Annotated in this window: 19 protein-coding genes, 1 tRNA gene and 1 riboswitch; of the genes, 7 read left to right on the top strand and 13 right to left on the bottom strand. The window is 62.9% G+C overall.

What is annotated here, in order from left to right:
- The first annotated feature begins 16 nt into the window (after window positions 1–16).
- Both argF and LB564_RS06775 read left to right on the top strand, forming a co-directional pair.
- Window positions 17–928, top strand: a complete 912-nt coding sequence (gene argF / locus LB564_RS06780) for an ornithine carbamoyltransferase (RefSeq protein ID WP_224536066.1) — start codon at window positions 17–19, stop codon at window positions 926–928.
- Window positions 929–1057: 129 nt separating this feature from the next.
- The gene (locus LB564_RS06775) at window positions 1058–2089 is read left to right on the top strand and encodes an Hsp33 family molecular chaperone (protein ID WP_224536065.1); all 1032 of its coding nucleotides are present in this window, start codon (window positions 1058–1060) and stop codon (window positions 2087–2089) included.
- A gap of 188 nt (window positions 2090–2277) precedes the next feature.
- Here LB564_RS06775 and apaG read toward each other — a convergent pair whose 3' ends face one another.
- Window positions 2278–2670, bottom strand: a complete 393-nt coding sequence (gene apaG / locus LB564_RS06770) for a Co2+/Mg2+ efflux protein ApaG (protein WP_140706123.1) — start codon at window positions 2668–2670, stop codon at window positions 2278–2280.
- 220 nt (window positions 2671–2890) lie between these two features.
- Here apaG and LB564_RS06765 point away from each other — a divergent pair, with 220 nt between their 5' ends.
- The 3 genes from LB564_RS06765 (at window position 2891) to LB564_RS06755 (ending at window position 4730) form a co-directional block, all read left to right on the top strand.
- Window positions 2891–4042, top strand: coding sequence for a ceramide glucosyltransferase (locus LB564_RS06765; RefSeq protein ID WP_224536063.1), 1152 nt, complete (start codon window positions 2891–2893; stop codon window positions 4040–4042).
- Window positions 4043–4150: 108 nt separating this feature from the next.
- Window positions 4151–4420 (top strand): BrnT family toxin, encoded by a 270-nt coding sequence (locus LB564_RS06760; RefSeq protein WP_224536061.1) that lies wholly within the window; start codon window positions 4151–4153, stop codon window positions 4418–4420.
- 52 nt (window positions 4421–4472) lie between these two features.
- Window positions 4473–4730: a BrnA antitoxin family protein gene (locus LB564_RS06755; protein ID WP_224536058.1), complete on the top strand. Its 258-nt coding sequence runs from the start codon at window positions 4473–4475 to the stop codon at window positions 4728–4730.
- Window positions 4731–4760: 30 nt separating this feature from the next.
- Here LB564_RS06755 and LB564_RS06750 read toward each other — a convergent pair whose 3' ends face one another.
- Window positions 4761–5951, bottom strand: coding sequence for an O-succinylhomoserine sulfhydrylase (locus LB564_RS06750; protein WP_224536056.1), 1191 nt, complete (start codon window positions 5949–5951; stop codon window positions 4761–4763).
- 56 nt (window positions 5952–6007) lie between these two features.
- Window positions 6008–6085, bottom strand: a riboswitch (SAM riboswitch).
- A 141-nt stretch (window positions 6086–6226) separates the two neighbouring features.
- Here LB564_RS06750 and LB564_RS06745 point away from each other — a divergent pair.
- Window positions 6227–7321 carry a 2'-deoxycytidine 5'-triphosphate deaminase gene (locus LB564_RS06745; RefSeq protein WP_224536054.1) on the top strand — a complete coding sequence of 365 codons (1095 nt, stop codon included), beginning with the start codon at window positions 6227–6229 and terminating at the stop codon, window positions 7319–7321.
- A gap of 51 nt (window positions 7322–7372) precedes the next feature.
- On the opposite strand, the gene araD1 is transcribed toward LB564_RS06745, so the two are convergent.
- The 4 genes from araD1 to chvE form a co-directional block, all read right to left on the bottom strand.
- Window positions 7373–8365, bottom strand: coding sequence for an AraD1 family protein (gene araD1, locus LB564_RS06740; protein ID WP_140706113.1), 993 nt, complete (start codon window positions 8363–8365; stop codon window positions 7373–7375).
- A 203-nt stretch (window positions 8366–8568) separates the two neighbouring features.
- Window positions 8569–9861, bottom strand: coding sequence for a multiple monosaccharide ABC transporter permease (gene mmsB, locus LB564_RS06735; protein ID WP_224536052.1), 1293 nt, complete (start codon window positions 9859–9861; stop codon window positions 8569–8571).
- Window positions 9858–11390, bottom strand: coding sequence for a multiple monosaccharide ABC transporter ATP-binding protein (gene mmsA, locus LB564_RS06730; protein WP_140706109.1), 1533 nt, complete (start codon window positions 11388–11390; stop codon window positions 9858–9860). The genes mmsB and mmsA overlap by 4 nt, the downstream gene beginning before the upstream one ends.
- Window positions 11391–11579: 189 nt before the next feature.
- On the bottom strand, window positions 11580–12650 hold the full coding sequence (gene chvE, locus LB564_RS06725; RefSeq protein ID WP_140706107.1) for a multiple monosaccharide ABC transporter substrate-binding protein: 1071 nt from the start codon (window positions 12648–12650) through the stop codon (window positions 11580–11582).
- Window positions 12651–12941: 291 nt separating this feature from the next.
- On the opposite strand from chvE, the gene LB564_RS06720 reads away from it, so the two are divergent.
- Window positions 12942–13931, top strand: a complete 990-nt coding sequence (locus tag LB564_RS06720; protein WP_140706105.1) for a LysR family transcriptional regulator — start codon at window positions 12942–12944, stop codon at window positions 13929–13931.
- Window positions 13932–14015: 84 nt separating this feature from the next.
- Here the strand turns inward: LB564_RS06720 and LB564_RS06715 are convergent, their stop codons facing one another.
- The 7 genes from LB564_RS06715 to LB564_RS06685 all read right to left on the bottom strand — a co-directional run bounded on the left by LB564_RS06715 (window position 14016) and on the right by LB564_RS06685 (window position 20564).
- Window positions 14016–14336: a hypothetical protein gene (locus LB564_RS06715; protein WP_224536050.1), complete on the bottom strand. Its 321-nt coding sequence runs from the start codon at window positions 14334–14336 to the stop codon at window positions 14016–14018.
- A gap of 272 nt (window positions 14337–14608) precedes the next feature.
- Window positions 14609–14682: transfer RNA gene (locus LB564_RS06710), tRNA-Gly, on the bottom strand.
- Window positions 14683–14734: 52 nt separating this feature from the next.
- Complete coding sequence (locus LB564_RS06705; RefSeq protein ID WP_224536048.1) at window positions 14735–16666, bottom strand: acyltransferase family protein; 1932 nt, start codon at window positions 16664–16666, stop codon at window positions 14735–14737.
- Window positions 16667–16880: 214 nt separating this feature from the next.
- Window positions 16881–18356: a hypothetical protein gene (locus LB564_RS06700; RefSeq protein ID WP_224536046.1), complete on the bottom strand. Its 1476-nt coding sequence runs from the start codon at window positions 18354–18356 to the stop codon at window positions 16881–16883.
- A 37-nt stretch (window positions 18357–18393) separates the two neighbouring features.
- Window positions 18394–18864, bottom strand: coding sequence for a GtrA family protein (locus LB564_RS06695; RefSeq protein ID WP_224536044.1), 471 nt, complete (start codon window positions 18862–18864; stop codon window positions 18394–18396).
- A complete protein-coding gene (locus LB564_RS06690) occupies window positions 18842–19543 on the bottom strand; it encodes a class I SAM-dependent methyltransferase (protein WP_224536043.1) in 702 nt (233 codons plus the stop codon). Before LB564_RS06690 ends, LB564_RS06695 begins: the two co-directional genes overlap by 23 nt.
- Window positions 19536–20564, bottom strand: a complete 1029-nt coding sequence (locus LB564_RS06685) for a glycosyltransferase family 2 protein (protein ID WP_224536041.1) — start codon at window positions 20562–20564, stop codon at window positions 19536–19538. Before LB564_RS06685 ends, LB564_RS06690 begins: the two co-directional genes overlap by 8 nt.
- Window positions 20565–20612: the final 48 nt, after the last annotated feature.

Genomic DNA, 20612 nt, shown 5'->3' with positions numbered 1-20612 from the left:
TCCGGAACCATCCCTGATGTCAGTTCGCCATTTCACCGATCTTTCCACCGTTTCCGAAGGCGATTTGCGCTTCATGCTGGATGACGCGGTGACGCGAAAGGCGCGTCTCAAGGCCGGCGAGCGGACCAAGCCGCTCGAAGGCAAGGTGCTGGCCATGATCTTCGACAAACCGTCGACGCGCACGCGCGTCTCCTTCGACGTCGGCATGCGCCAGCTTGGCGGCGAGACCATCATGTTGACCGGCACCGAGATGCAGCTCGGCCGCTCCGAGACCATCGCCGACACCGCCAAGGTGCTGTCGCGTTACGTCGATGCGATCATGATCCGCACCACCTCGCATGAGCGGCTGCTGGAGCTGACCGAGAACGCCACCGTGCCGGTGATCAACGGCCTGACCGACGATACCCACCCTTGCCAGCTGATGGCCGACATCATGACCTTCGAGGAGCATCGTGGTCCGGTTGCCGGCAAGACCATCGCCTGGACAGGCGACGGCAACAACGTGCTGCACTCGCTGCTCGAGGCGTCGGCGCGCTTCCGCTTCAATCTCAACGTCGCCGTGCCCGAAGGCAGCGAACCGGCGCAGAAGCATGTCGACTGGTCCAGGGCACATGGCGGCAAGCTGCATTTCACCCGCTCGCCCGAGGAAGCCGTCGACCAGGCCGACTGCGTCGTCACCGACTGCTGGGTGTCGATGGGCCAGGAACACCGCGCCCGCGGTCACAATGTCTTCTCGCCCTATCAGGTCAACGCGGCGCTGATGGCCAGGGCCAAGCCCGACGCGCTGTTCATGCACTGCCTGCCGGCCCATCGCGGCGAGGAGGTGACCGACGAGGTCATCGACGGTCCGCATTCGGTGGTCTTCGATGAGGCCGAGAACCGGCTCCACGCCCAGAAGGCGGTGCTTGCCTGGTGCCTCGGTGCTTGAAGTGCCTCGCTGCCTGAAGAGCTGGGGCGCTTGAAATGCCCAGGCGCTTGATCTGCGGCGGCGCGATGCCTATCTGCGCCGCATCACGCAAATCAAGCGCGTTTGGACGCATGTGCCCACCAGGGCCGCATGGTCGCGCCCTGGAGCTTTGTCATGTTGGAAACCCATCAAGTGACTGAACATCACCCCAAACTCGGCGAGTTCGGCTATGCCGGCGACGATCACGTCGTTCCCTTCGAGGTCGGCCCGCTCGACGTGCGTGGCCGCACGGTCCAACTCGGGCCGATGCTCGACGCCATCCTTGGCCGCCACGACTATCCCGAGCCGGTTGCCCGCCTGCTGGCGGAAGCCTGTGTGCTGACGGTGCTGCTCGGCACCTCGCTCAAATTCGAAGGCAAGTTCATCCTGCAGACCCGCACCGACGGGCCTGTCGACATGCTGGTGGCGGACTTTTCCACGCCCTCGGCGTTGCGCGCCTATGCGCGTTTCGACGCCGACCGGCTCGAGGCGCTGGTGGCGGCCGGCGAAACGTCCCAGCAGACGCTGCTTGGCAGCGGCGTGCTGGCGCTGACCATCGACCAGGGCGCTCATACACAGCGCTATCAAGGGATCGTGCAGCTCGACGGCGAGACGCTGGAAGATGCCGCGCGCACCTATTTCCGCCAGTCGGAACAGATCCCGACCGATATCAGGCTGTCGGTTGCAAAGCTGCTGACGCCCGCCCCTGGTGGCGCGCGTGAACAGTGGCGGGCGGGCGGCATCCTGGCGCAGTTCCTGCCGCAGTCGCCGGAGCGCATGCGCGTGCCCGATATTTCGGGTGGCGACGGCGATCCGCGCGACGTGGCGCACGATCCGGCCGACAATTCCTGGCAAGAGTTGCTGGCGCTGCTCGGCACCATCGAACCGACTGAGCTGATCGACCCGACCGTGGGCGCCGAACGGCTGCTCTACCGCTTGTTCCACGAGCACGGCGTGCGCGTCTTCGGCGGTGTGCCGGTGGCGGACCAGTGCTCATGCTCCAGGGACAAGATCCGTGGCATTCTCGAGGGCTTCTCCGCCGAGGAAATCAGGGAAAGCACCCAGGATGGCGGCATCCATGTCGCCTGCGAGTTCTGCTCGACGCAGTACGACTTCGATCCGGCGGAATTTGCCGCGCAGTGAAGCCTTTCCTTCTCCCCGTTTACGGGGAGAAGGTGCCCGAAGGGCGGATGAGGGGCAGCGCCAGCGTTGGTGATGGTAGCGCCCGCCGTGGGCGACGCTGCCGTCTGCCTTGACGAAAATCTCAAAGGCCGGCGCCGCCCCTCATTGCCCTGCCGGGCATTTCTCCCCGTGAACGGGGAGAAAGAAGCCTAATTCACCGTCCGCCTAGTCCCTGGCAGATCGAGCGAAAACGCGGGGATGGCGATGTCGAAGGTCTCGCCGCGCTTGTTGCGCATCGTGTATCGCCCGACCATGATCCCGGACGGCGTCGAGAGCGGGCAGCCGGACGTATATTGATAGCTGTCGCCGGGATTGAGTTCCGGCTGGTCGCCGACGACGCCCGGGCCGCGCACTTCCTCGACCCGGCCGGTGCCGTCGGTGATGTGCCAATAGCGCGACAACAACTGCACGAACTCGTCGGACTGGTTGTCGATCGTTATCTGATAGCCCCAGACATAGCGGTTTTCCGAGGGGTCCGAACGGTCCTCGAGATAGAACGGCCTGACCTGCACTTCGATGTTGCGCGTCACGGCGCGGTACATGAGCGGCTCCAAAACAATCCGATGACTTTCGACGCTCGCGGCGAGCGGGTCAACATGCGCGTCTTGTCGCGCCTGACCTTGAACGCAGGTGCCGGCAAAGAATGTCATTTAAGTGACACACGACAATGGTGGTGTGCACGAACCGGGCGACTCGGCGCTCTGTCGAACTGTTGAAAAACGGCCACGGTGCGGGCCGCCTTTCCGGAGTGACCAGATCTCGATGGAACTCACCTTCATAGCCGCCTCGCTTTCGACCGCACTCATCCTGTCCAACGCCGCCAGCATTGCGCTCGCCGCTTCACAGCTGAAACGGCGCTCCACGATCGCCCCGCCGGCCGGCAAGTCGCCGCCGGTCTCGGTCATCGTCCCGTCGCGTGGCGTCGAGCCGTTCACGCATGAGACGCTGGAACGCGCCTTCGCGCTCGACTGGCCACGCTACGAACTGATCTTCTGCGTCGCCCATGCCGACGATCCGGTGGTCCAACTGATAAACAGGGCGATTGCCCGGTTTCCCAAGGTGCCAGCCCGGTTGTTGATCGGCGACGACCGTGTCAGCGCCAATCCGAAGCTCAACAATTGCGTCAAGGGCTGGGAAGCGGCGCGCCACGACTGGGTCATTCTTGCCGATTCCAACGTCTTGATGCCGAGGGACTATGTCGAGCACCTGATGGCGGCATGGCGGTCCGATACCGGCCTTGTCTGCTCGACGCCGATCGGTTCGCGCCCCGAAGGTTTCTGGGCCGAGGTCGAATGCGCCTTCCTCAACACGCTGCAGGCCCGCTGGCAGTATGCCGGCGAGGCGCTCGGCCTTGGGTTCGCCCAGGGCAAGAGCATGCTTTGGAACAAGCCGATGCTGGATGCCAATGGCGGCATTCGCGCGCTGGCCGCCGAGATCGCCGAGGACGCCGCCGCGACCAAGCTGGTGAACGGCCTCGGCCTGCGCGTCAATCTCGTGGCGGCACCCTTCGAGCAGCCGCTTGGTCGGCGCACGCTTGGCGAGATCTGGTCGCGCCAGGCCCGCTGGGCGCGCCTGCGCCGCGTCACCTTCCCGCTGTTCTTCGCGCCCGAAATCCTGACTGGAGCGGCGGTGCCGCTGGTGCTTGCTCTGGTTGCGGCGGCGAGCGCCGGCTTCAGCCTGCCACTGACGGCGGTCGCCGTGTTGGCGGCCTTCTATCTTCCGGAATACGCCCTGGCCTTGTCCAAAGGCTGGTACGTGTCGTCGCGCATGGTCGCGGCCATGATGGTTCGCGACCTGATCCTGCCGGCGATGTGGACGCGCGGCTGGCTTGGCGGCGCCGTCGACTGGCGCGGCAACGCGATGACCATCCGCACCAAGACAGCCGAACTGGAGGAGACGCCGTCGCGCGCCTGAAGGCGCGGAAGTTCCGTCTGTTTTCAGCTGTAATTATCGTATATACAGAATTATTGACTCGCACGCTATTTTTGTGTATACGCAATTTACGGGACGCACCGTCGGCGAATGCTGTTCGAGTGGGATGAAACCAAGGCAAGGACAAACCGGGCCAAACATGGCGTGGACTTTGTGATCGCCCCGTCCTTTGATTTTGCCAATGCCCCTGTCAGGCTTGATGACAGTGAGGACTTTGGTGAGGACCGTCTTGTTGCCATCGGTCTGATCGAGGCTGGCGTTTATGTGATGGTTTATGTCGAGCGAGGCGATGCCGTCCGCGTTGTTTCGTTACGCAAGGCCACAAGGCAAGAAATTATGGACTATGTCGAAAACCTCTAAGACAGTTGTGCGCCGTGAGGGTGCTCCGCCAAAACAGTCACGTGCAGAGGCTTTGTCGCTCGCACGCAAGGCGCTTGCCGCGATGACCAACGAGGAAAACGCTGCGATCAGCGTTGCGGCCCAAGCCGATCCGGATGCGCAGCCGACCGATGTCGTCTCGCGCCGCAAGGCCGGCAGGCCGCCGCTGGCGCGGCCCAAGCGTGCCATACAGTTGCGGCTCGACGCCGATGTTCTCGACCGTTTCAAGGCCGATGGCGATGGCTGGCAGACACGCATGAATGAAGCGCTGCGCAAGGCGGTGGGTTTGTAACTCTCCGCCCCGCTGCCTGCTGCTGAGCAGCTACTTGGCCGTCTTCAGCGCCTGCGCGATATCCTCCAGCAGGTCGTCGGTATCCTCCAGGCCGACCGACAGCCTGAGCGTACCGGGTCCGATGCCGAGTTCGGCGCGGGCCTCGTCGCTCAGGTTCTTGTGCGTGGTCGTCGCCGGATGGGTGATCAGGCTCTTGGCATCGCCGAGATTGTTCGAGATCAGCACGATGTCGAGGGCGTTCTGCAGGGCGAAGGCCGCCGGCTTGCCGCCCTTGACGTCGAGGCAGATCAGGGTCGAGCCGCCCAACATCTGCTTCTTGACGATTTCGGCCTGCGGGTGGTCGGCGCGGCCGGGATAGATCACACGCGCGATCTGCGGCTGCTCGGCCAGGAAATCGGCGATCCTGCCGGCGCTTTCCGTCTGCTGGCGCACGCGCAGCGGCAAGGTCTCCAGGCCCTTCAGCAAGGTCCAGGCATTGAAGGGCGACAGGCTCGGGCCGGTGTGGCGGAAATAGTCGTGCAGGTTCTCGTCGATCCACTTCTTGTCCGACAGGATGACGCCGCCGAGACAGCGGCCCTGGCCGTCAATGTGCTTGGTGGCCGAGTAGACGACAATGTGCGCGCCAAGCTGCAACGGCTTCTGCTGCAGGGGCGTGGCGAAGACATTGTCGACGACAAGCCGCCCGCCGATCGAATTGGCAAGCGAAGCGACGGCCGCGATGTCGACCACTTCCAGCGTCGGGTTGGTGGGGCTTTCCAGGAAGAACAGCTTGGTGTTCGGCCTGACCGCCTTTTCCCAATTGGCGATATCGGTACCGTCGACCAAAGTCGCCTCGATGCCGTAGCGCGGCGCCAGTGTCTCGACCACCCAGCGGCAGGAGCCGAACAGCGCGCGCGCCGCCACGATATGGTCGCCGGCCTTGACGCTGCACAGAAGGGCCGCCGTCACCGCCGCCATGCCCGATGCCGTGGCGCGCGCGTCCTCGGCGCCTTCCAGCGCGCACATGCGCTTTTCAAACATGTCGACGGTCGGGTTCGCGTAGCGCGAATAGATGAAGCCTGGCTCTTCGCCCTTGAACCGGGCTTCCGCCGCCTGGGCGGTCTTGTAGACATAGCCCTGGGTCAGATACATCGCCTCGGCGGTTTCGCCGAATTGGGAACGCAGGGTTCCGCCATGCACGAGTGCGGTTTGAGGCTTCCAGTTGCGCGTCTTGCTCGTCATCGTCCTGTCCAAACACAAAAAAACCGGCCGCGAAAAGTCGCAACCGGTCCATACGGCCTTGCGGCCCGACGGTCCTTTAGCGACTTGTTTAACGTGGCTGCAAGCCGACCGGCCAAATCACCACGGGATAACGACCCTTTAGACCCGCGCCACGCTTGCGTCAATTGCCGGCTTCATTAAGAGGTTTGTACCAAGGCAGGTTCCGCGAAAGTGCCCAGCGGTTTTGCGGCAAGAACCTGCAACAAAGGGACCAGTCTTGGGGGCGGAGCCAGACTTTGCGGCAGACAGGCATTCTTCCCGATCAGGACATTTCGGCGCTGTTCCAGTCCGGCGCGCTGAAGTCGCCGCGCGCCCTGGATGCCGACCAGATCCAGCCCGCCAGCCTTGATCTCAGATTGGGTGAAAAGGCCTGGCGAGTGCGCGCCTCGTTCCTGCCCGGTCCCAACCACAAGGTTTCGGAAAAGCTCGATCGGCTGCAACTCCACGAGATCAATCTGACCGAAGGCGCGGTTCTCGAAACCGGCTGCGTCTATATCGTGCCGCTACTCGAAAGTCTGGCGCTGCCGGCTGACATTTCGGCCTCGGCCAATCCGAAGAGCTCGACCGGGCGGCTCGACATCTTCACCCGCGTGATGACCGACCGCGGCCACGAGTTCGACAAGATCGCCGCCGGCTATCACGGTCCGCTCTACCTCGAGGTTAGCCCGCGCACCTTCCCGATCATTGCGCGCACCGGGTCGCGCCTGTCGCAGATCCGCTTTCGCACCGGCAACGCATTGCTTTCGGAAGCCGAGTTGCACGAGTTGCACAACGCCGAAATGCTGGTCGCCACTGACCCGCCCAACATTTCCGGTGGCGGCATCGCGCTTTCGATCGACCTCAACGGCGACAAGGATGGGCTGGTCGGCTATCGCGGCAAGCACCACACCGGCCTCGTCGATGTCGACAAGCGTGCCGCGCAGGATGTCGTCGACTTCTGGGAGCCGATCCACAAGAGCGGAGCCGGCGAACTGGTGCTCGATCCCGACGAGTTCTACATCCTCGTCAGCCAGGAGGCGGTGCATGTGCCGCCGCTCTATGCCGCCGAGATGACGCCCTTCGACCCGCTGGTCGGCGAGTTCCGTGTCCACTATGCCGGCTTTTTCGATCCGGGGTTCGGCCATTCCGCGTCCGGCGGCACCGGCAGCCGGGCGGTGCTCGAAGTGCGCAGCCACGAAGTGCCGTTCATCCTCGACCATGGCCAGATCGTCGGCCGGCTGGTCTACGAGCACATGCTGAAGCGGCCGCAGGCGCTTTACGGCACCGATCTCGGCTCCAACTACCAGGCGCAAGGCCTCAAGCTCTCAAAGCATTTCCGCCCGGTGCGGTAAGGTCGAAGCCGCCGATCTCCCCACGAGAGGGAGATCCCGCGCTCATGGCTTTCAAAGCGCCTTCACCGCCACCTTCACCGGCTTTTCGATTTCCAGCGGGTTGCGCAGCGGCAGTCCGAAATCCCCTGCCTCGATCTCGAACACGTCGCCGGCCTCCGTATTGATGCCGTCGGCGAAGGAAAGCGTGGCGGTGCCGAACATGTGCACATGCACGTCGCCCGGCTGGCGGAAGGCCGAATATTTGAAGTGGTGGTGTTCGAGATTGGCGATGGTGTGCGACATGTTCGTTTCACCCGACAGGAAGGGCTTTTCCCACAATGTCTTGCCGTCGCGCACGATGCGCGACGTGCCTCTGATGTCCGAAGGCAGGTCTCCGATCAGGATCTCCGGCCCGAACGAGGCATTGCGCAGCTTGGAGTGGGCGAGGAAGAGATAGTTCACGCGCTCGGTCACATGGTCGGAGAATTCGTTCGACAGGGTGAAGCCGACGCGGAACGGGGCGCCGTCGTCGCCGATCACATAGATCCCGGCGACTTCGGGTTCCTCGCCGGCATCCTTGGCAAAGGCCGGCGACATGAGCGCCGCGCCCGGCGCGACCGCCATGGTGCCGTTGCCCTTGTAGAACCATTCCGGCTGCACGCCGACCTGGCCTTTCGCGGGTTTGCCGCCTTCCAGTCCCATGCGGAACATCTTCATGGAATCGGTGAGCTGCTCCTCGCCGTCGGTGCTGAGCTTCTTGTGCATGGAATCGCGCGTTGCCGCCGAGCCGAGATGCGTCAGCCCCGTGCCGGTCAGGTGCAGATGCGCCGGGTCGGGGTGATTGATCGGAGACAGCAGGCGCCCCCTTTTATAGGCGGCGTCGAGATCGATCGTCTCGCCGAGCCCCTTGCGTTCGATCAGGGCGGCGAGGCCCACACCCGTACGGGCGGCCTCCATCGCCAGCGAATAGACGCTTCGCGCCCCGTTGATGATCCGGGTTTTGCCGCCGCTGCGGGCAACGACACGGATCGTCTCGGCGTCGTCGAGAATCTGCGAGATCAGCATGATCAGTCCTCTCTCATTTATCTGTATCCGGCTGCCAATCGGCAAAATCCTCACCGGCGCGGCGCGGGAACGCGCCACGGTTGAAATGCTTCGTCCGGATTGCGTTCGCGAGCCTGGTCCTCGACGGACTTCTTGGTGCCGACGGTCTGCCGGCAGCTTCGCGGTCTAGAACCCGTATGCCTCCTAGTCTGTGCCCCCAGCCCTTAAGCCTTGTTCTTGTTGTAGACGTCGAAGATGACGGCGCCGAGCAGCACCAGGCCCTTGACCACCTGCTGCCAGTCGACATTGACGCCCATGATCGACATGCCGTTGTTCATCACGCCCATGATGAAGCCGCCGACCACCGCGCCGATCACCTGGCCGACGCCACCCATTGCCGAGGCGCCGCCGATGAAGACGGCCGCGATCACGTCGAGCTCGCTGCCGAGGCCCGCCGCCGGCACGGCCTGGCCGAGACGCGCCGCGATGATCAGGCCGCCGAGCGCCGACAGCACGCCCATATTGACGAACACCCAGAGCGTCAGCTTTTCGGTGTTGATGCCCGACAGCTGCGCGGCCTTGGCATTGCCGCCCATCGCATAGATGCGCCGGCCGATGGTCATGCGCTTGGTGACGAAGACGAACAGCGAGATCAGCACGCCCATCACCAGGAGCACGATAGGCAGGCCCCGATAGGTCGCGAACTGGAAGACCAGGAAGAGCGCCAGCGCGCTGCCAACCAGGGTCTTGATGACGAACAGCGTGAAAGGCTCTGCCTCATAACCATGAAGCTCGCGCTTGCGCCGCGTCCTGAAGCCGAAATAGGCATAGGCCAGCACCGCGATCAGGCCGAGCACGACCGTCGTCATGTGCAGCGTCAGGCCGCTGCCCAAAATGGTCTTGCCGGCCGCGTTAACTGTCGGCGGGATCAGCGTCAGCGGGCCGATCACGTCCGGGATGAAGCCGGAACTCAGCGCCTTGAAGCTGTCGGGGAGCGGGCCGACCGAGGAGCCGCCGCCAAGCAGGGCCTGGCAGATGCCGCGGAAGATCAGCATGCCGGCCAGCGTCACGATGAAACTCGGAATGCGGTGATAGGCGATCCAGTACCCTTGCGCGGCGCCGATCAGCCCTCCGACGATGAGGCAGACGATCGACACCACGAGCGGATTGCTGAATATGCCGAGCGGCCAGATCACCATCATCATCGCGGCAAGCGCGCCGATGAAACCGGCGACCGATCCCACGCTGAGATCGATATAGCCGGCGACGATGACCAGCAGCATGCCGAGCGCCATCACGATGATGAACGAGTTCTGCTGCACCAGATTGCTGAGGTTGACCGGTTTGAACAGCGTTCCCGACGTCGTGTACTGGAAGAATAGCATGATGACGATCAGCGCGATGATCAGGCCGTATTCGCGCAGGTTCGTCGTCAGCGCGGAGACGGCGACGCGAGACCCCTGCTTGACGTCCTCGGCGGTGCCGCTTTGCGGCGCGGGAGCGCTGTCTGTGCTCATGATGCTTTTCCTTCTCCGCGGACAATGGCGCGCATGATTTTTTCCTGGCTGGCGTCGCTTGCCGCCATCTCGCCGACGATGCGTCCTTCGTTCATGACATAGATCCGGTCGGTGATGCCGAGCAGTTCCGGCATTTCCGACGAGATGACGATGATCGCCTTGCCCTCGGCGGCGAGGCGGGCGATGATTGTATAGATTTCGTACTTGGCGCCGACGTCAATGCCGCGCGTAGGCTCGTCGAGGATCAGAACTTCCGGGTCGGCGAACAGCCATTTCGACAGCACCACCTTCTGCTGGTTGCCTCCCGAGAGATTGCCGGTCAGCTGATAGACGCTCGACGCACGGATATTGGTCTTCTTGCGATAGTCGTTGGCGACGCTCATCTCGCGCATGTCGTCGATGACGCCGCCGCTGGAAACGCCGCCGAGGTTGGCCAGCGTCACATTGTGCTTGATATGGTCGATGAGGTTCAGCCCATAGGTCTTGCGGTCCTCGGTGACATAGGCGACGCCGTTCTGCACCGCCTTGCCCACTGTCGAAAGGTCCACGGGCTTGCCGTTGAGCAACACCTCGCCGCTGATGCGCCGGCCATAGGAGCGACCGAACAGGCTCATGGCGAATTCGGTGCGGCCGGCGCCCATCAGCCCGGCGATGCCGACCACTTCGCCCTTGCGCACCTTGAGGTCGATGCTCTTGATCACCTGCCGTTCGGCATGGATCGGGTGGTAGACCGACCAGTCCTTGACTTCGAAAATGACGTCGCCGATGTTTGGCTCGCGCGGTGGATAGCGGTCGTCAAGTGAGCGGCCGACCATCGAGGTGATGATCCGGTCCTCGCTGATCTCCTTCCTCGGCAATGTTTCGATCGTGCGCCCGTCGCGGATCACCGTCACCTTGTCGGCGACGCGGTTCACTTCGTTGAGCTTGTGGGAAATCAGGATCGAGGTCATGCCCTGCCGCTTGAACTCGAGCAGGAGATCGAGCAGCGCCTGGCTGTCCTTTTCGCTGAGCGACGCCGTCGGCTCGTCGAGGATCAAGAGCTTCACTTCCTTGCTCAGCGCCTTGGCGATTTCGACCAGCTGCTGCTTGCCGACGCCGATATGGGTGATCAGCGTCTTGGGGTCTTCCCTGAGCCCGACTTTCTTCAACAGCTCGGCCGTGCGCGCCTCGTTGGCGTCCCAGTCGATGACGCCGTGTCTCGCGCGCTCGTTGCCGAGGAAAATGTTTTCGGCGATCGACAGCATCGGCACCAGCGCAAGCTCCTGGTGGATGATGACGATGCCCTTGTGTTCGCTGTCATGGATGCCTTTGAAATGGCATTCCTGGCCCTGAAAGATGATCTGGCCATCATAGGTGCCGGAGGGATAGACGCCCGACAGCACCTTCATCAATGTCGATTTTCCAGCGCCGTTCTCGCCGACCACGGCATGGATTTCGCCTTCCTCGACGCTGAGATTGACGTTCGACAACGCCTTCACGCCGGGGAACGTCTTGGTGATGTCACGCATCTCCAAAATCGTCGAGGTCATTAGGCAAGCTCCTCCTAGACTTTCTTGTTTTTACGCAATTTCCTAGGGAAAGCGCTAGGCGCAATTCCCTAGGGAAAGCGCTAGGCGCTTTTCCTGGAATTGCTCTAGGCCGGCAGAAACAATACCGGGGCCGCTTGTGAACGAAAAGGGGCCCTGCGTCGCGCAGGACCCCTGTCCTTGCAACCGGGATTACTTCAGGTCTTCCGCCTTGATGTAGCCGGAGTCTACGACCAGCGCCTGGTAGTTCGACTTGTCGACCTCATGCGGCGTCAGCAGGATCGAGGGAACCACCTTGACGTCGTTGTTGTAGGTCTTTTCATCGAGGCCGTCCGGCTTGCCGCCCGAGAGCACCTTGTCGACCAGCTGCACCGTGGCCTTGGCCAGTTCGCGGGTGTCCTTGAACACGGTCGAGTACTGCTCGCCCGAGATGATCAGCTTGACCGAGGCGGTCTCGGCGTCCTGGCCGGTCACGATCGGCCAGGGCTGTGCGTCGGTGCCGTAGCCGACGGCGCGCAGCGAGGCGGTGATGCCGCGCGAAAGGCCGTCATAGGGCGACAGAACGCCATCGACGCGGCTGCCGTCCGAGTAGTTGGCCGACAGCAGGTTGTCCATGCGCGCCTGGGCGGTGGCGGCGAGCCAGCGCAGCGTGCCGACCTTGTCCATGCCGGTCTGGCCGGACTTGATCTTGATCGAGCCGTCGTCGATCAGCGGCTGCAGGACCGAGATCGCGCCATTGTAGAAGAAGAAGGCGTTGTTGTCGTCGGGCGAACCGCCGAACAGTTCGACGTTCCACGGCTTGGTGTTCGGGAAACGCTCCTTGAGGCCCTTGACCAGGGAATTAGCCTGGATCACGCCGACGCCGAAATTGTCGAAGGTTGTGTAATAGTCGACGTTCTTGGTCTTCTTGATCAGGCGGTCATAGGCGATGACGACGACGCCCGCGTCGTTGGCCTTCTGCAGCGCATCCGACAGGGTGGTGCCGTCGATCGAGGCGATGATCAGCGCCTTCGGGCCCTTGGTGATTTCGTTTTCCAGCTGGCTAAGCTGGTTGGGGATGTCGTCCTGCGCATATTGCAGGTCGACCGTGTAGCCGAGAGCCTCGAGCTGGGACTTGACGGCGTCGCCGTCATTGATCCAGCGCTGCGAGGTCTTGGTCGGCATGAGCACGCCGACAAGACCCTTGTCGGCCGCGTGCGCCTGATAGCTCATGGCAGCGATGCCAAGGGCCGCCACGGCGGCCAGCGTCTTGATAATCTTCACATTACTCTCCCTGGTTGATGGACGCGACACCTCGGGGCTTCGCGGGCCGCGCGGCCAAGCAGGAGCGCAAACGCGCCGCTGTCGGCTTTATCGATCTCCGGTATCCTCCCAATCGGCTCCGCGACGCAGTTTCAATCGATACGATTTTGGCCGTCGCCGACCCCTGCGCTTCGGAACGCGCGAAGGGTGGGTCGCTTTGACATAACTGTCAAATGCGATCTCTGGTGATTGCTATACCGAAACCGGTATGATTTAGCATGCTGAAGGAACCGGCGGAAAGATTGGAAGATCATGGCGGCATTGCGCGATCCCGATGCAATTCCAGTGAGTTACGAGAAGCTCCCCAGAGACGGGGAGACGCTGCTGCGGAGCGGCCTGAGCTTGCGCCACATGCGCATGATCGCCGCCCTCGACGATCACGGAAGGGTGAGCGCCGCGGCCCAGGTGATGAACATCTCCCAGCCGGCCGCCTCGCGCATGATCGCCGAGATGGAGGCGGTGCTCGACGTCAAACTGTGCGAACGGCTGCCGCGCGGCGTCACCCTCACGCCCTATGGCCAGGCACTCGCCAGGCGAGCTCGCTCGATCCTGCTCGAGATGCGCGAGGCCGACCGCGAGATTGCCGAGCTCAAGGCCGGTAAGGGCGGCGCGGTCTTCCTCGGCGCGGTGACCGCGCCGGCAATCGAATTGGCGGTGCCGGCGATCCGCGAGATCCGCCGCATCTACCCGCGCATCGAGATCACCATGCAGGTCGAGACGTCTAACGTGCTCGCCCGCGAGCTGATCGCCTCGCGCCACGACTTCATCATCGCCCGCATTCCCGACGACCTCAATCCGCGGCTGTTCGAATCGCGTGTGATCGGCGTCGAGAAGGCCTGCCTGATCGTGCGCCGCGGCCACCCGCTCGCCAGGGGCAATGTGGTGCGGCTGGAAGACACCGCTGCCTATGACTGGGTCTTCCAGTCGGGCGGTTCGCCCTTGCGCCAGGCGATGGAGAGCAACTTCCTGAACCGCAACATCGCGCTGCCGGACCGCATCTTGAACACCAGCTCGCTGCTGCTGACCCTGGTCATGGTCGCGCAATCCGATGCCATCGCCCCTGTCTCGGTGCAGGTGGCGAAATTCATCCAGAATCCGGACGGGCTTGCCGGCGCCATCGATGTCGTCCAGACCGAATTCGACATCGAGGTCAGGCCCTACAGCCTGATTACGGTCAGGAATCGCGTACTGTCGCCGGCGGCCAAGATGCTGCATGATTTCATCCTGCGCGAAGTGGGATGATGGAACGAGAATTGCAGTCGCGCGTTCAAACCAATCGGCATGCGCGCTGGAGCCTTTTTGGGCGAGGGAACAAGGTGTCGATGGTCAACAACTCGGGAGGTCTTTATGGAACGTCGGTTGTTTCTTACTGGATTGCTTGGCGTTGCGGGGGCAGTGGCGTTTGCTGGTGTAGCCGGAACCGGCCGCGCGGTTGCAGGTGTTCCCCAGGGCAACGGAATTCTCGATGAGCTGGACAAGCCGGATTCGGCGGTCTTCGAAGGGGATGAGGCGGTCGAGCTGGAGCAGGTCTCGCATCGCAGCGGGCATCGTGGCCACCATGGGCACGATGGCTACAATGGCCGGTGGCGCCGTCGCCACGGGCGTCGCCGCGGCTGGAGACGAGTTTGCCGCAGCTACTGGCGCCATGGCCGCCGCCGTAGCCGCTGCTGGCGCGAGCGCGTCTGGCTCCGCGCCTGGCTGTAATCGGCTTCTGACTGAGCAGGCGCCGGCCAACAGCACGGCCGGCGCCTGCTCCCGATTCCAGGAACAATGAATGCGTTCGGCGCCGTGACATGGGTCGGGTCGTGCTGCAGCGACAGGACCGCCTTCGCAGGCGATTTTCCTGTGGCCGGGCGAAGGCGCAGGTGCGAATCGGGCGGGCCTAACAAGCCGACACCCTAGATACTTCGATGTCAGGCTGGAGCGGGTAGCGGGAATCGAACCCGCGCGTTCAGCTTGGGAAGCTGACAGGCTACCATTACATCATACCCGCGCTGCAGCCTCGTTATCATGACGCCATGGCGTCGGGCAATCGCAAACCGGTCTCACAATGCGGGCTTCGCCAGTTCGCCGGTGACGGTCGGCGCTGGCTCCCTGGCCTTCGCGACTTCGCCGCCGGCGGCGAAGCTCGGCCAGTACTTCGAGATGGCCAGCGTCGCGCCGGCGGAAGAGAAATGGCCGTAGTCGAAATAGAGGAACTGCTTGCTGGCGGCATCCGCGTAGGAACAGCCACTGGTGTCGCACAGGTAGGTAAGCGGATCGATGAATGTCGCGCCCTTGGTGTAGGGCTGCACCTCCTTGTTGATGTCGGGATCCATGGCCATCGGCCAGGATGTGCTCACGGCGCCCTCGTGTTTTGCAAAGAAGGCGATCTTCTGTACATCGGCGATGAACTCCGGAGACTGGCCGATGACATAGACCTTGACACCCATGTCGCGCAGCCGGTCGATCGTCGTCTGCAGACCGTCGAAGCCCCTGGCCTGGTAGTCGGTCCATCGGCCGCTCAGGATCACCGCCTGGATGTTGGCATCGCGGATGATCGACAGCGCCCGTTCGTTGAAGCGGGTGCAGGCCGGCCGGGCGTAGGAAAAATAGCTCAGGTTGGGTGGGCAGCCGGCATAGGTATATTGGATGACGTTGGCCTGGATTTTATCGGCGTTGGCTTCCAAGCCCGACACATAGTGGGCGGCGAAGGAATCGCCCCACAGCAGCACATTGGTGGCAAAGCCGTGCGTGCGCGTGCAGGCGGCGAGATTCCAGTTCTCGATCCGGTTCCCGCCCTCGTTGAAGCAGACACCGTTGCGCCAGTCGCCCACCACGATCCTCTGTGTCGAAAAATCGGGAAACCGCTCTGGAAACCCATTGCCGAGCATGCCGGCCAGGCCGCCGATGCACAGCAGCGCGATCGCCGTCGCCGAAAAGGCGAAGATCGGCAGCGGTGCGGTGAAGGCCCGCTTCTGCCGGAAAGGCTGTTCGACATATTTCCACGAAAAGGTCGCCAGGGCGAAGCTGGCCACCGTCATCGCGACGATAGTCGGCACGGAGATGGCTTTAAGGGAGAGGTAGTGGACGAAGGAATTGATCGGCCAGTGAACGAGGTAGAGCGAATAGGAGATGAGGCCGACCCAGACCATCGGAGCGAATTGGAGCACGCGCGTGGCGACCGGCACCGGCCGGTCCGCGTGATTTTGGCCCGCGTAGATGAGCAGCGCCGTTCCGATGCAGGGAAACAGGGCATTGTAGCCGGGAAACGGGTCGCTCTCCGAAATCGTCAGGAAGCCGAAGGCGAGCAGGGCAAAGCCCGCCAGGCCGATCAGTTCCGTCGCCGGCCGGCTGGCAAGCGCGGGCGGCTTTTTCAGCATCAGCATGGCGCCCAGCGCCAGTTCCCAGATGCGTGTCGGCAGGAGATAGAAGCCGGCGGTCGGCGCCAGCGTGGTCGCCGTCACCGCCAGCGCAAAACTGCCGATGGCGATCGGCAGGAGTATCGTCAGCCAGCGCTTCGAGGCATAGCGGTAGATCAGGTACACGAGGATCGGCGCGAAGATGTAATACTGCTCCTCGACCGACAGCGACCATGTGTGCAGCAGCGGCCGCAGCTCGGCGTCGATCGAAAAATAGTTCGTCGTCTTCCAGAAATAGATGTTCGACCAGAAGGTCGAGGCAGCGATCACGCTGAGGCTGTATTCGTGCAGGTCCGACGGCAGCAGGATGAACCAGGCCGCAATGCTTGAAAGCAGGATGACGAAGCTCAGAGCCGGCAAGATCCGCCTTGCACGGCGCCAGTAGAAGCGTCCGATCGAGAACTGGCCGCGATCGAGATCGTCGAGCAGGCTGCCGCTGATCAGATAGCCCGATATGACGAAAAAGATGTCGACGCCGGTGAAGCCACCTGGAATGGCGGACACGCCGAAATGGAAGAGCACGACGGGCAGCACCGCGACGGCCCGCAGGCCATCGATGTCACGCCTGTAGTTCATTCGGCCGGTCCCAACGCCGTGACCCGCGACGGTCGCTCGGCGGGACCTGACAGGCTCGTCATGCGGTGATCCCGCGTCGTGCGAAAAATCATGGCTTGTAGGCCTCACGGAATGTGCCCTGCAGCATAGTTTTGCTGCACCGCAACATGCATGTCAAGGCGAATGCCAGGCCCGTGAGCGCCGGTGGTGCCGGTTTGCGAAGGGAGGCGATAAATCAGGCGCCGGGAGGCAGGTAGATTACGGCATGGTCGTCGGAATAGGCTCGCTTCCAGCCCAACTCCGCGAAGAAGGGGATGCGTGTGTCGTCGGCGGCAAGCAGCGCCCAGCTAATGGCGTATTTCTTCAACTGCGCCTCCAGCAGCGGTTTCCCGTCGCTTTGCCCCGTCGCGTCATCCGCTTTCATGAACCCGCCCAGGAACAACTGGTCGGTCCTGCCATCGATATAGGTCTTGATGCCGTGGAAAATCAGCGTGCCGCCGAAATTGTAGGAATTCAGCACGTTGCCGGCGAGGTTGTGATCCCTGGCGAATGCAAGCGCACCGCTGGCTGATGTCTTCGGACTTGGCTCGACCTGGTAGGCACTGCCGGCGATCGCGGCCACACCGAGCACCAGGACAATGACCGCGGCGCAAAGCGCGTGGAACCGCCTGGCAAAGAACATTTCCAAGCTGTCTCGCTTTTCCGCCAGCCAGGTCGTGGCCGAGAGCGGCGGATATTGCCGTGCGATTTCGACCGCCATCACCAGGGGTATCAACAGAAAGGGCAAATACATAAATCGCAGATGGGTGAGATAGACATGCAAGGTGAAGGCGATGAACAGCGCCTTGGCCCAGTCGATTCGTATCCGCGACACCAGCAGTGCGAAAAGCGCCGCCAGCATTGCGATTTCCTGGGAAGATTGCTCGCTCGCGTTGAAAGGGCGCCATTCCTGGATCAGGGATACCGCCTCATTGCCGCTGGCGACGGTGAATGTGGCCAGGATTGCTTTCACGCCGTAAGGATGGATGAGGCTGGCCACCAGGCAAAGCAAGCCGAACGCGACCCATCTTGCCAGGAGCGCGGGCTTCGACAGGCCGATGCGTGCCAGAAGGTCCAGGCCGGCAAAGCCGGCGATCACGAAGCTCAGCGTGAAGGTCGCGTGCAGGTTCGCCCACAAGACGACCAGCGCAAGCAGCCACCAGGGCGGCGCCTGCTTCTCGGCCGAAGCGCGAAACAGCACCGCGGTCCAGGCGACGATGATGGGCAAGGTGAAGACATGTGGACGCGCCGTATAGATCGGGGCGATCAGAAAGGCGGCGGCGAAGGCCAGCGCCACCGCCAGTATCGGCTTGAGCCGCGCGGTGAGGAACCATGTCATCAGCAGGACCATCAGGCCGATCGTGGCGATGATCAGCGTGACGACGCCATTCCAGCCGGCAGCGCGATAGGCTAGTCCGAGAAGGACCTGGCCCAGCCATTCCTTGGCGATCCAGGGCTGGCCGGCGAAAGTATAGGAATAGGGGTCGACGGTCGGAAATGTCCGGTTCGCCAGGAAGTCCAGCCCCACCTTCACCTGCCACCAACTGTCGGGGTCCTGTAGGGTCGCGCCGGCAAACGGGACGAGTGCCATAGCCGTGAAACAGGCTGCGAGGAGGCAGAACATCAGCCTGATCCGTTCCCCCTGCACCGCCTCCGGCTGAGCGTCCGTCATATTGCGTTGCCCCTGACTGTTTGCGCTGGCGTTTGGTTCAAGACACCGGCCCGGACGGCGACCGCCCCGGCCGCTCCGTCATTGGAATTTTGCGGCCGGCATGGTCGTGATCGCCATGGTCCACGAACACGAAGTGCGCCGAGCCGAGGTAGAAGACAATCGAGTAGACGCAGATCCCCGCAAGGTGAACCAGAGGGCTCTCGATCAAGCCGGCCGAACGGGCCGCGATCACGATTGCCAGGTTGAGGCCGTAGGCGATCAGGAAGACGCTTCCATAGCGCAGTGCCGTTCCGCGCCGCGAGCCATCCCTCCCGCCGAAGGTCCAGTTGCGGTTGAGAAAGAAGCCCACGACCAGACCCGCCGCATAGCCGGTCGCATTGGCAAGGATGTCGCCAAGCCCAAGAGCAAGCCCGGCCAGGATAACCGTATATCCCAGCGCCGTGTTCAACAGGCCGACCGCAGCGAACCGAAGCAGCCTCGAACAGTCAAACGGCAGGCTTGACCACATGCGCAAAATATTGGGCTCCGACGGGTATCTTGGTGAGAAACCGTTCCAGCGGCCTTAGCCTCGCAAGCAGTCTGGGGAAGAAAATCCGGTAGACGATCCGCGTGTTGGAAAGACCCGCGGCGGCCAATCGCCCGCGCATCTCGCGCGAGGTGATCAGCACCGCATTCTCGTCGAAGGCGCAATTTCTGACCGCGTGGGTGGTCAGGGGATTCCAAGGATTGTGCTCGAAGAGAAAAAAGCTGCCCCCATCGGCCATCACCCTGCCGATCTCGGCGAGCAGCCCGACCTGGAGGGTCTCGGGAATGTGGTGGAAGACGCAGGCCGCGAATGCCAGATCGAAGCTGCCGTCTGCGAAGGGAATCGTCTTGCCATCGAAATGCGCGAAGACGCCTTGGCCGGGAAAACGCTTGCGGGCGATGTCGAGCGATTCCCGCGAAGGGTCGAGCAAGACGATCTCGCTGTCGGGAAACGCGCGGCGCATATGGCCGAGCGAATTGCCGACCCCGGCGCCGAAGTCGAGAATGCGCCGCGGCGTCACACCGGCTTGCGCCAGCGTCGCCGCGACATCGTCGATCTTGTATTTCGCGAAGAATTCCGGCGCCTCGCCGCTCAGTCTTATGCTCGCGGCATGCTGTTCCTGGTATTCTCGCGCGAACTGGTCGAACTCGGCTTCAAGCACGGGCGGCCCTCTTTGCCATGTCCTGGAGACGGTGGACAGGCAAATCCTGGTCTTCGGTCGCCGCCTGGCTTCGTGAAACGATCTCGTTGACGAAGTAAAGCGGCCGCCGCTTCGTCTCCATGTACATGCGGCCGAGATACTCGCCGAAGATGCCGAGCACCAGAAGCTGGACGCTGCCCAGGATGAGGATGATCGCGGCAAGGCTCGTCCAGCCGGGCATCACGTTGCCCATGGACCATTCGAACAGCGCGTAACCCAGCACCACCAGGCCGAGCAGGCCGAACATCATCCCCAGCAACGAGGCAAACCGCAGCGGCACGATCGAAAAGCTGGTCATCGCGTCGACCGCCAGAAGAACCATCTTCTTCAGCGGGTAGTGGGTGGCTCCGGCAAAGCGACGGTGCCGTTCATAGGGGAAGGCCACCTGCCTCAGCCCGATCCAGCTCACCATGCCGCGAATGAACCTGTAGCGTTCGGGCATCGTGTTCAGGTGGTCCAGCGCACGGCGGCTCATCAGCCGGAAATCTCCGGTGTTTGGCGCGATCTCGACATCGACCATCCGGCCGAGCAAACGGTAGAATATCGAGGCGGAGGCCAGCTTGAACCAGCTTTCGCCGTCCCGTTTCACCCTTTGGCCGTAAACGACGTCGAAGCCTTCATCCATCTTCGCCATCATCGCGCCGAGCAGTTCAGGCGGATCCTGGAGATCGGCGTCGAGAATGAGGATGCGCTGACCGCGGCAGAACTCCAGTCCCGCGCTCAAGGCGATCTGGTGGCCGTAGTTGCGGGCAAGGTCGATGGCGACCACATGGTCGTCCTTTTCGGCCAGCTCGAAAATGGCCTCGCGGGTGCCGTCGGTCGCTCCGTCGATGACGAGCACGACCTCGTAGGAGAGGCTTTGCTCGAGACATGCGGCGCTGACGCGTCGATGAAGCTCCGCCACGCCGTCGCGCTCATTGTAGCAAGGCACGACGACCGACAACATGGGTGCGCGGTGCGCGCCGATTTTTTCCGTTCCCACCAAAGCCTGGCTCCCGCTTTGGAGATGGCAATAGCGGCAATTGGTTAG

It is taken from the genome of Mesorhizobium sp. ES1-6 (assembly GCF_020164775.1).
Classification (GTDB): Bacteria; Pseudomonadota; Alphaproteobacteria; order Rhizobiales; family Rhizobiaceae; genus Mesorhizobium.
This window is presented reverse-complemented; position numbering and strand designations above follow the sequence as displayed.

Coding starts and splice junctions, on each gene's coding strand:
- argF (WP_224536066.1), top strand. CDS start 17: ATGTCAGTTCGCCATTTCACCGATCTTTCCACCGTTTCCGAAGGCGAT.
- LB564_RS06775 (WP_224536065.1), top strand. CDS start 1,058: ATGGTCGCGCCCTGGAGCTTTGTCATGTTGGAAACCCATCAAGTGACT.
- apaG (WP_140706123.1), bottom strand. CDS start 2,670: ATGTACCGCGCCGTGACGCGCAACATCGAAGTGCAGGTCAGGCCGTTC.
- LB564_RS06765 (WP_224536063.1), top strand. CDS start 2,891: ATGGAACTCACCTTCATAGCCGCCTCGCTTTCGACCGCACTCATCCTG.
- LB564_RS06760 (WP_224536061.1), top strand. CDS start 4,151: ATGCTGTTCGAGTGGGATGAAACCAAGGCAAGGACAAACCGGGCCAAA.
- LB564_RS06750 (WP_224536056.1), bottom strand. CDS start 5,951: ATGACGAGCAAGACGCGCAACTGGAAGCCTCAAACCGCACTCGTGCAT.
- araD1 (WP_140706113.1), bottom strand. CDS start 8,365: ATGCTGATCTCGCAGATTCTCGACGACGCCGAGACGATCCGTGTCGTT.
- mmsB (WP_224536052.1), bottom strand. CDS start 9,861: ATGAGCACAGACAGCGCTCCCGCGCCGCAAAGCGGCACCGCCGAGGAC.
- mmsA (WP_140706109.1), bottom strand. CDS start 11,390: ATGACCTCGACGATTTTGGAGATGCGTGACATCACCAAGACGTTCCCC.
- LB564_RS06720 (WP_140706105.1), top strand. CDS start 12,942: ATGGCGGCATTGCGCGATCCCGATGCAATTCCAGTGAGTTACGAGAAG.
- LB564_RS06715 (WP_224536050.1), bottom strand. CDS start 14,336: ATGGCGCCAGTAGCTGCGGCAAACTCGTCTCCAGCCGCGGCGACGCCC.
- LB564_RS06705 (WP_224536048.1), bottom strand. CDS start 16,666: ATGAACTACAGGCGTGACATCGATGGCCTGCGGGCCGTCGCGGTGCTG.
- LB564_RS06700 (WP_224536046.1), bottom strand. CDS start 18,356: ATGACGGACGCTCAGCCGGAGGCGGTGCAGGGGGAACGGATCAGGCTG.
- LB564_RS06695 (WP_224536044.1), bottom strand. CDS start 18,864: ATGTGGTCAAGCCTGCCGTTTGACTGTTCGAGGCTGCTTCGGTTCGCT.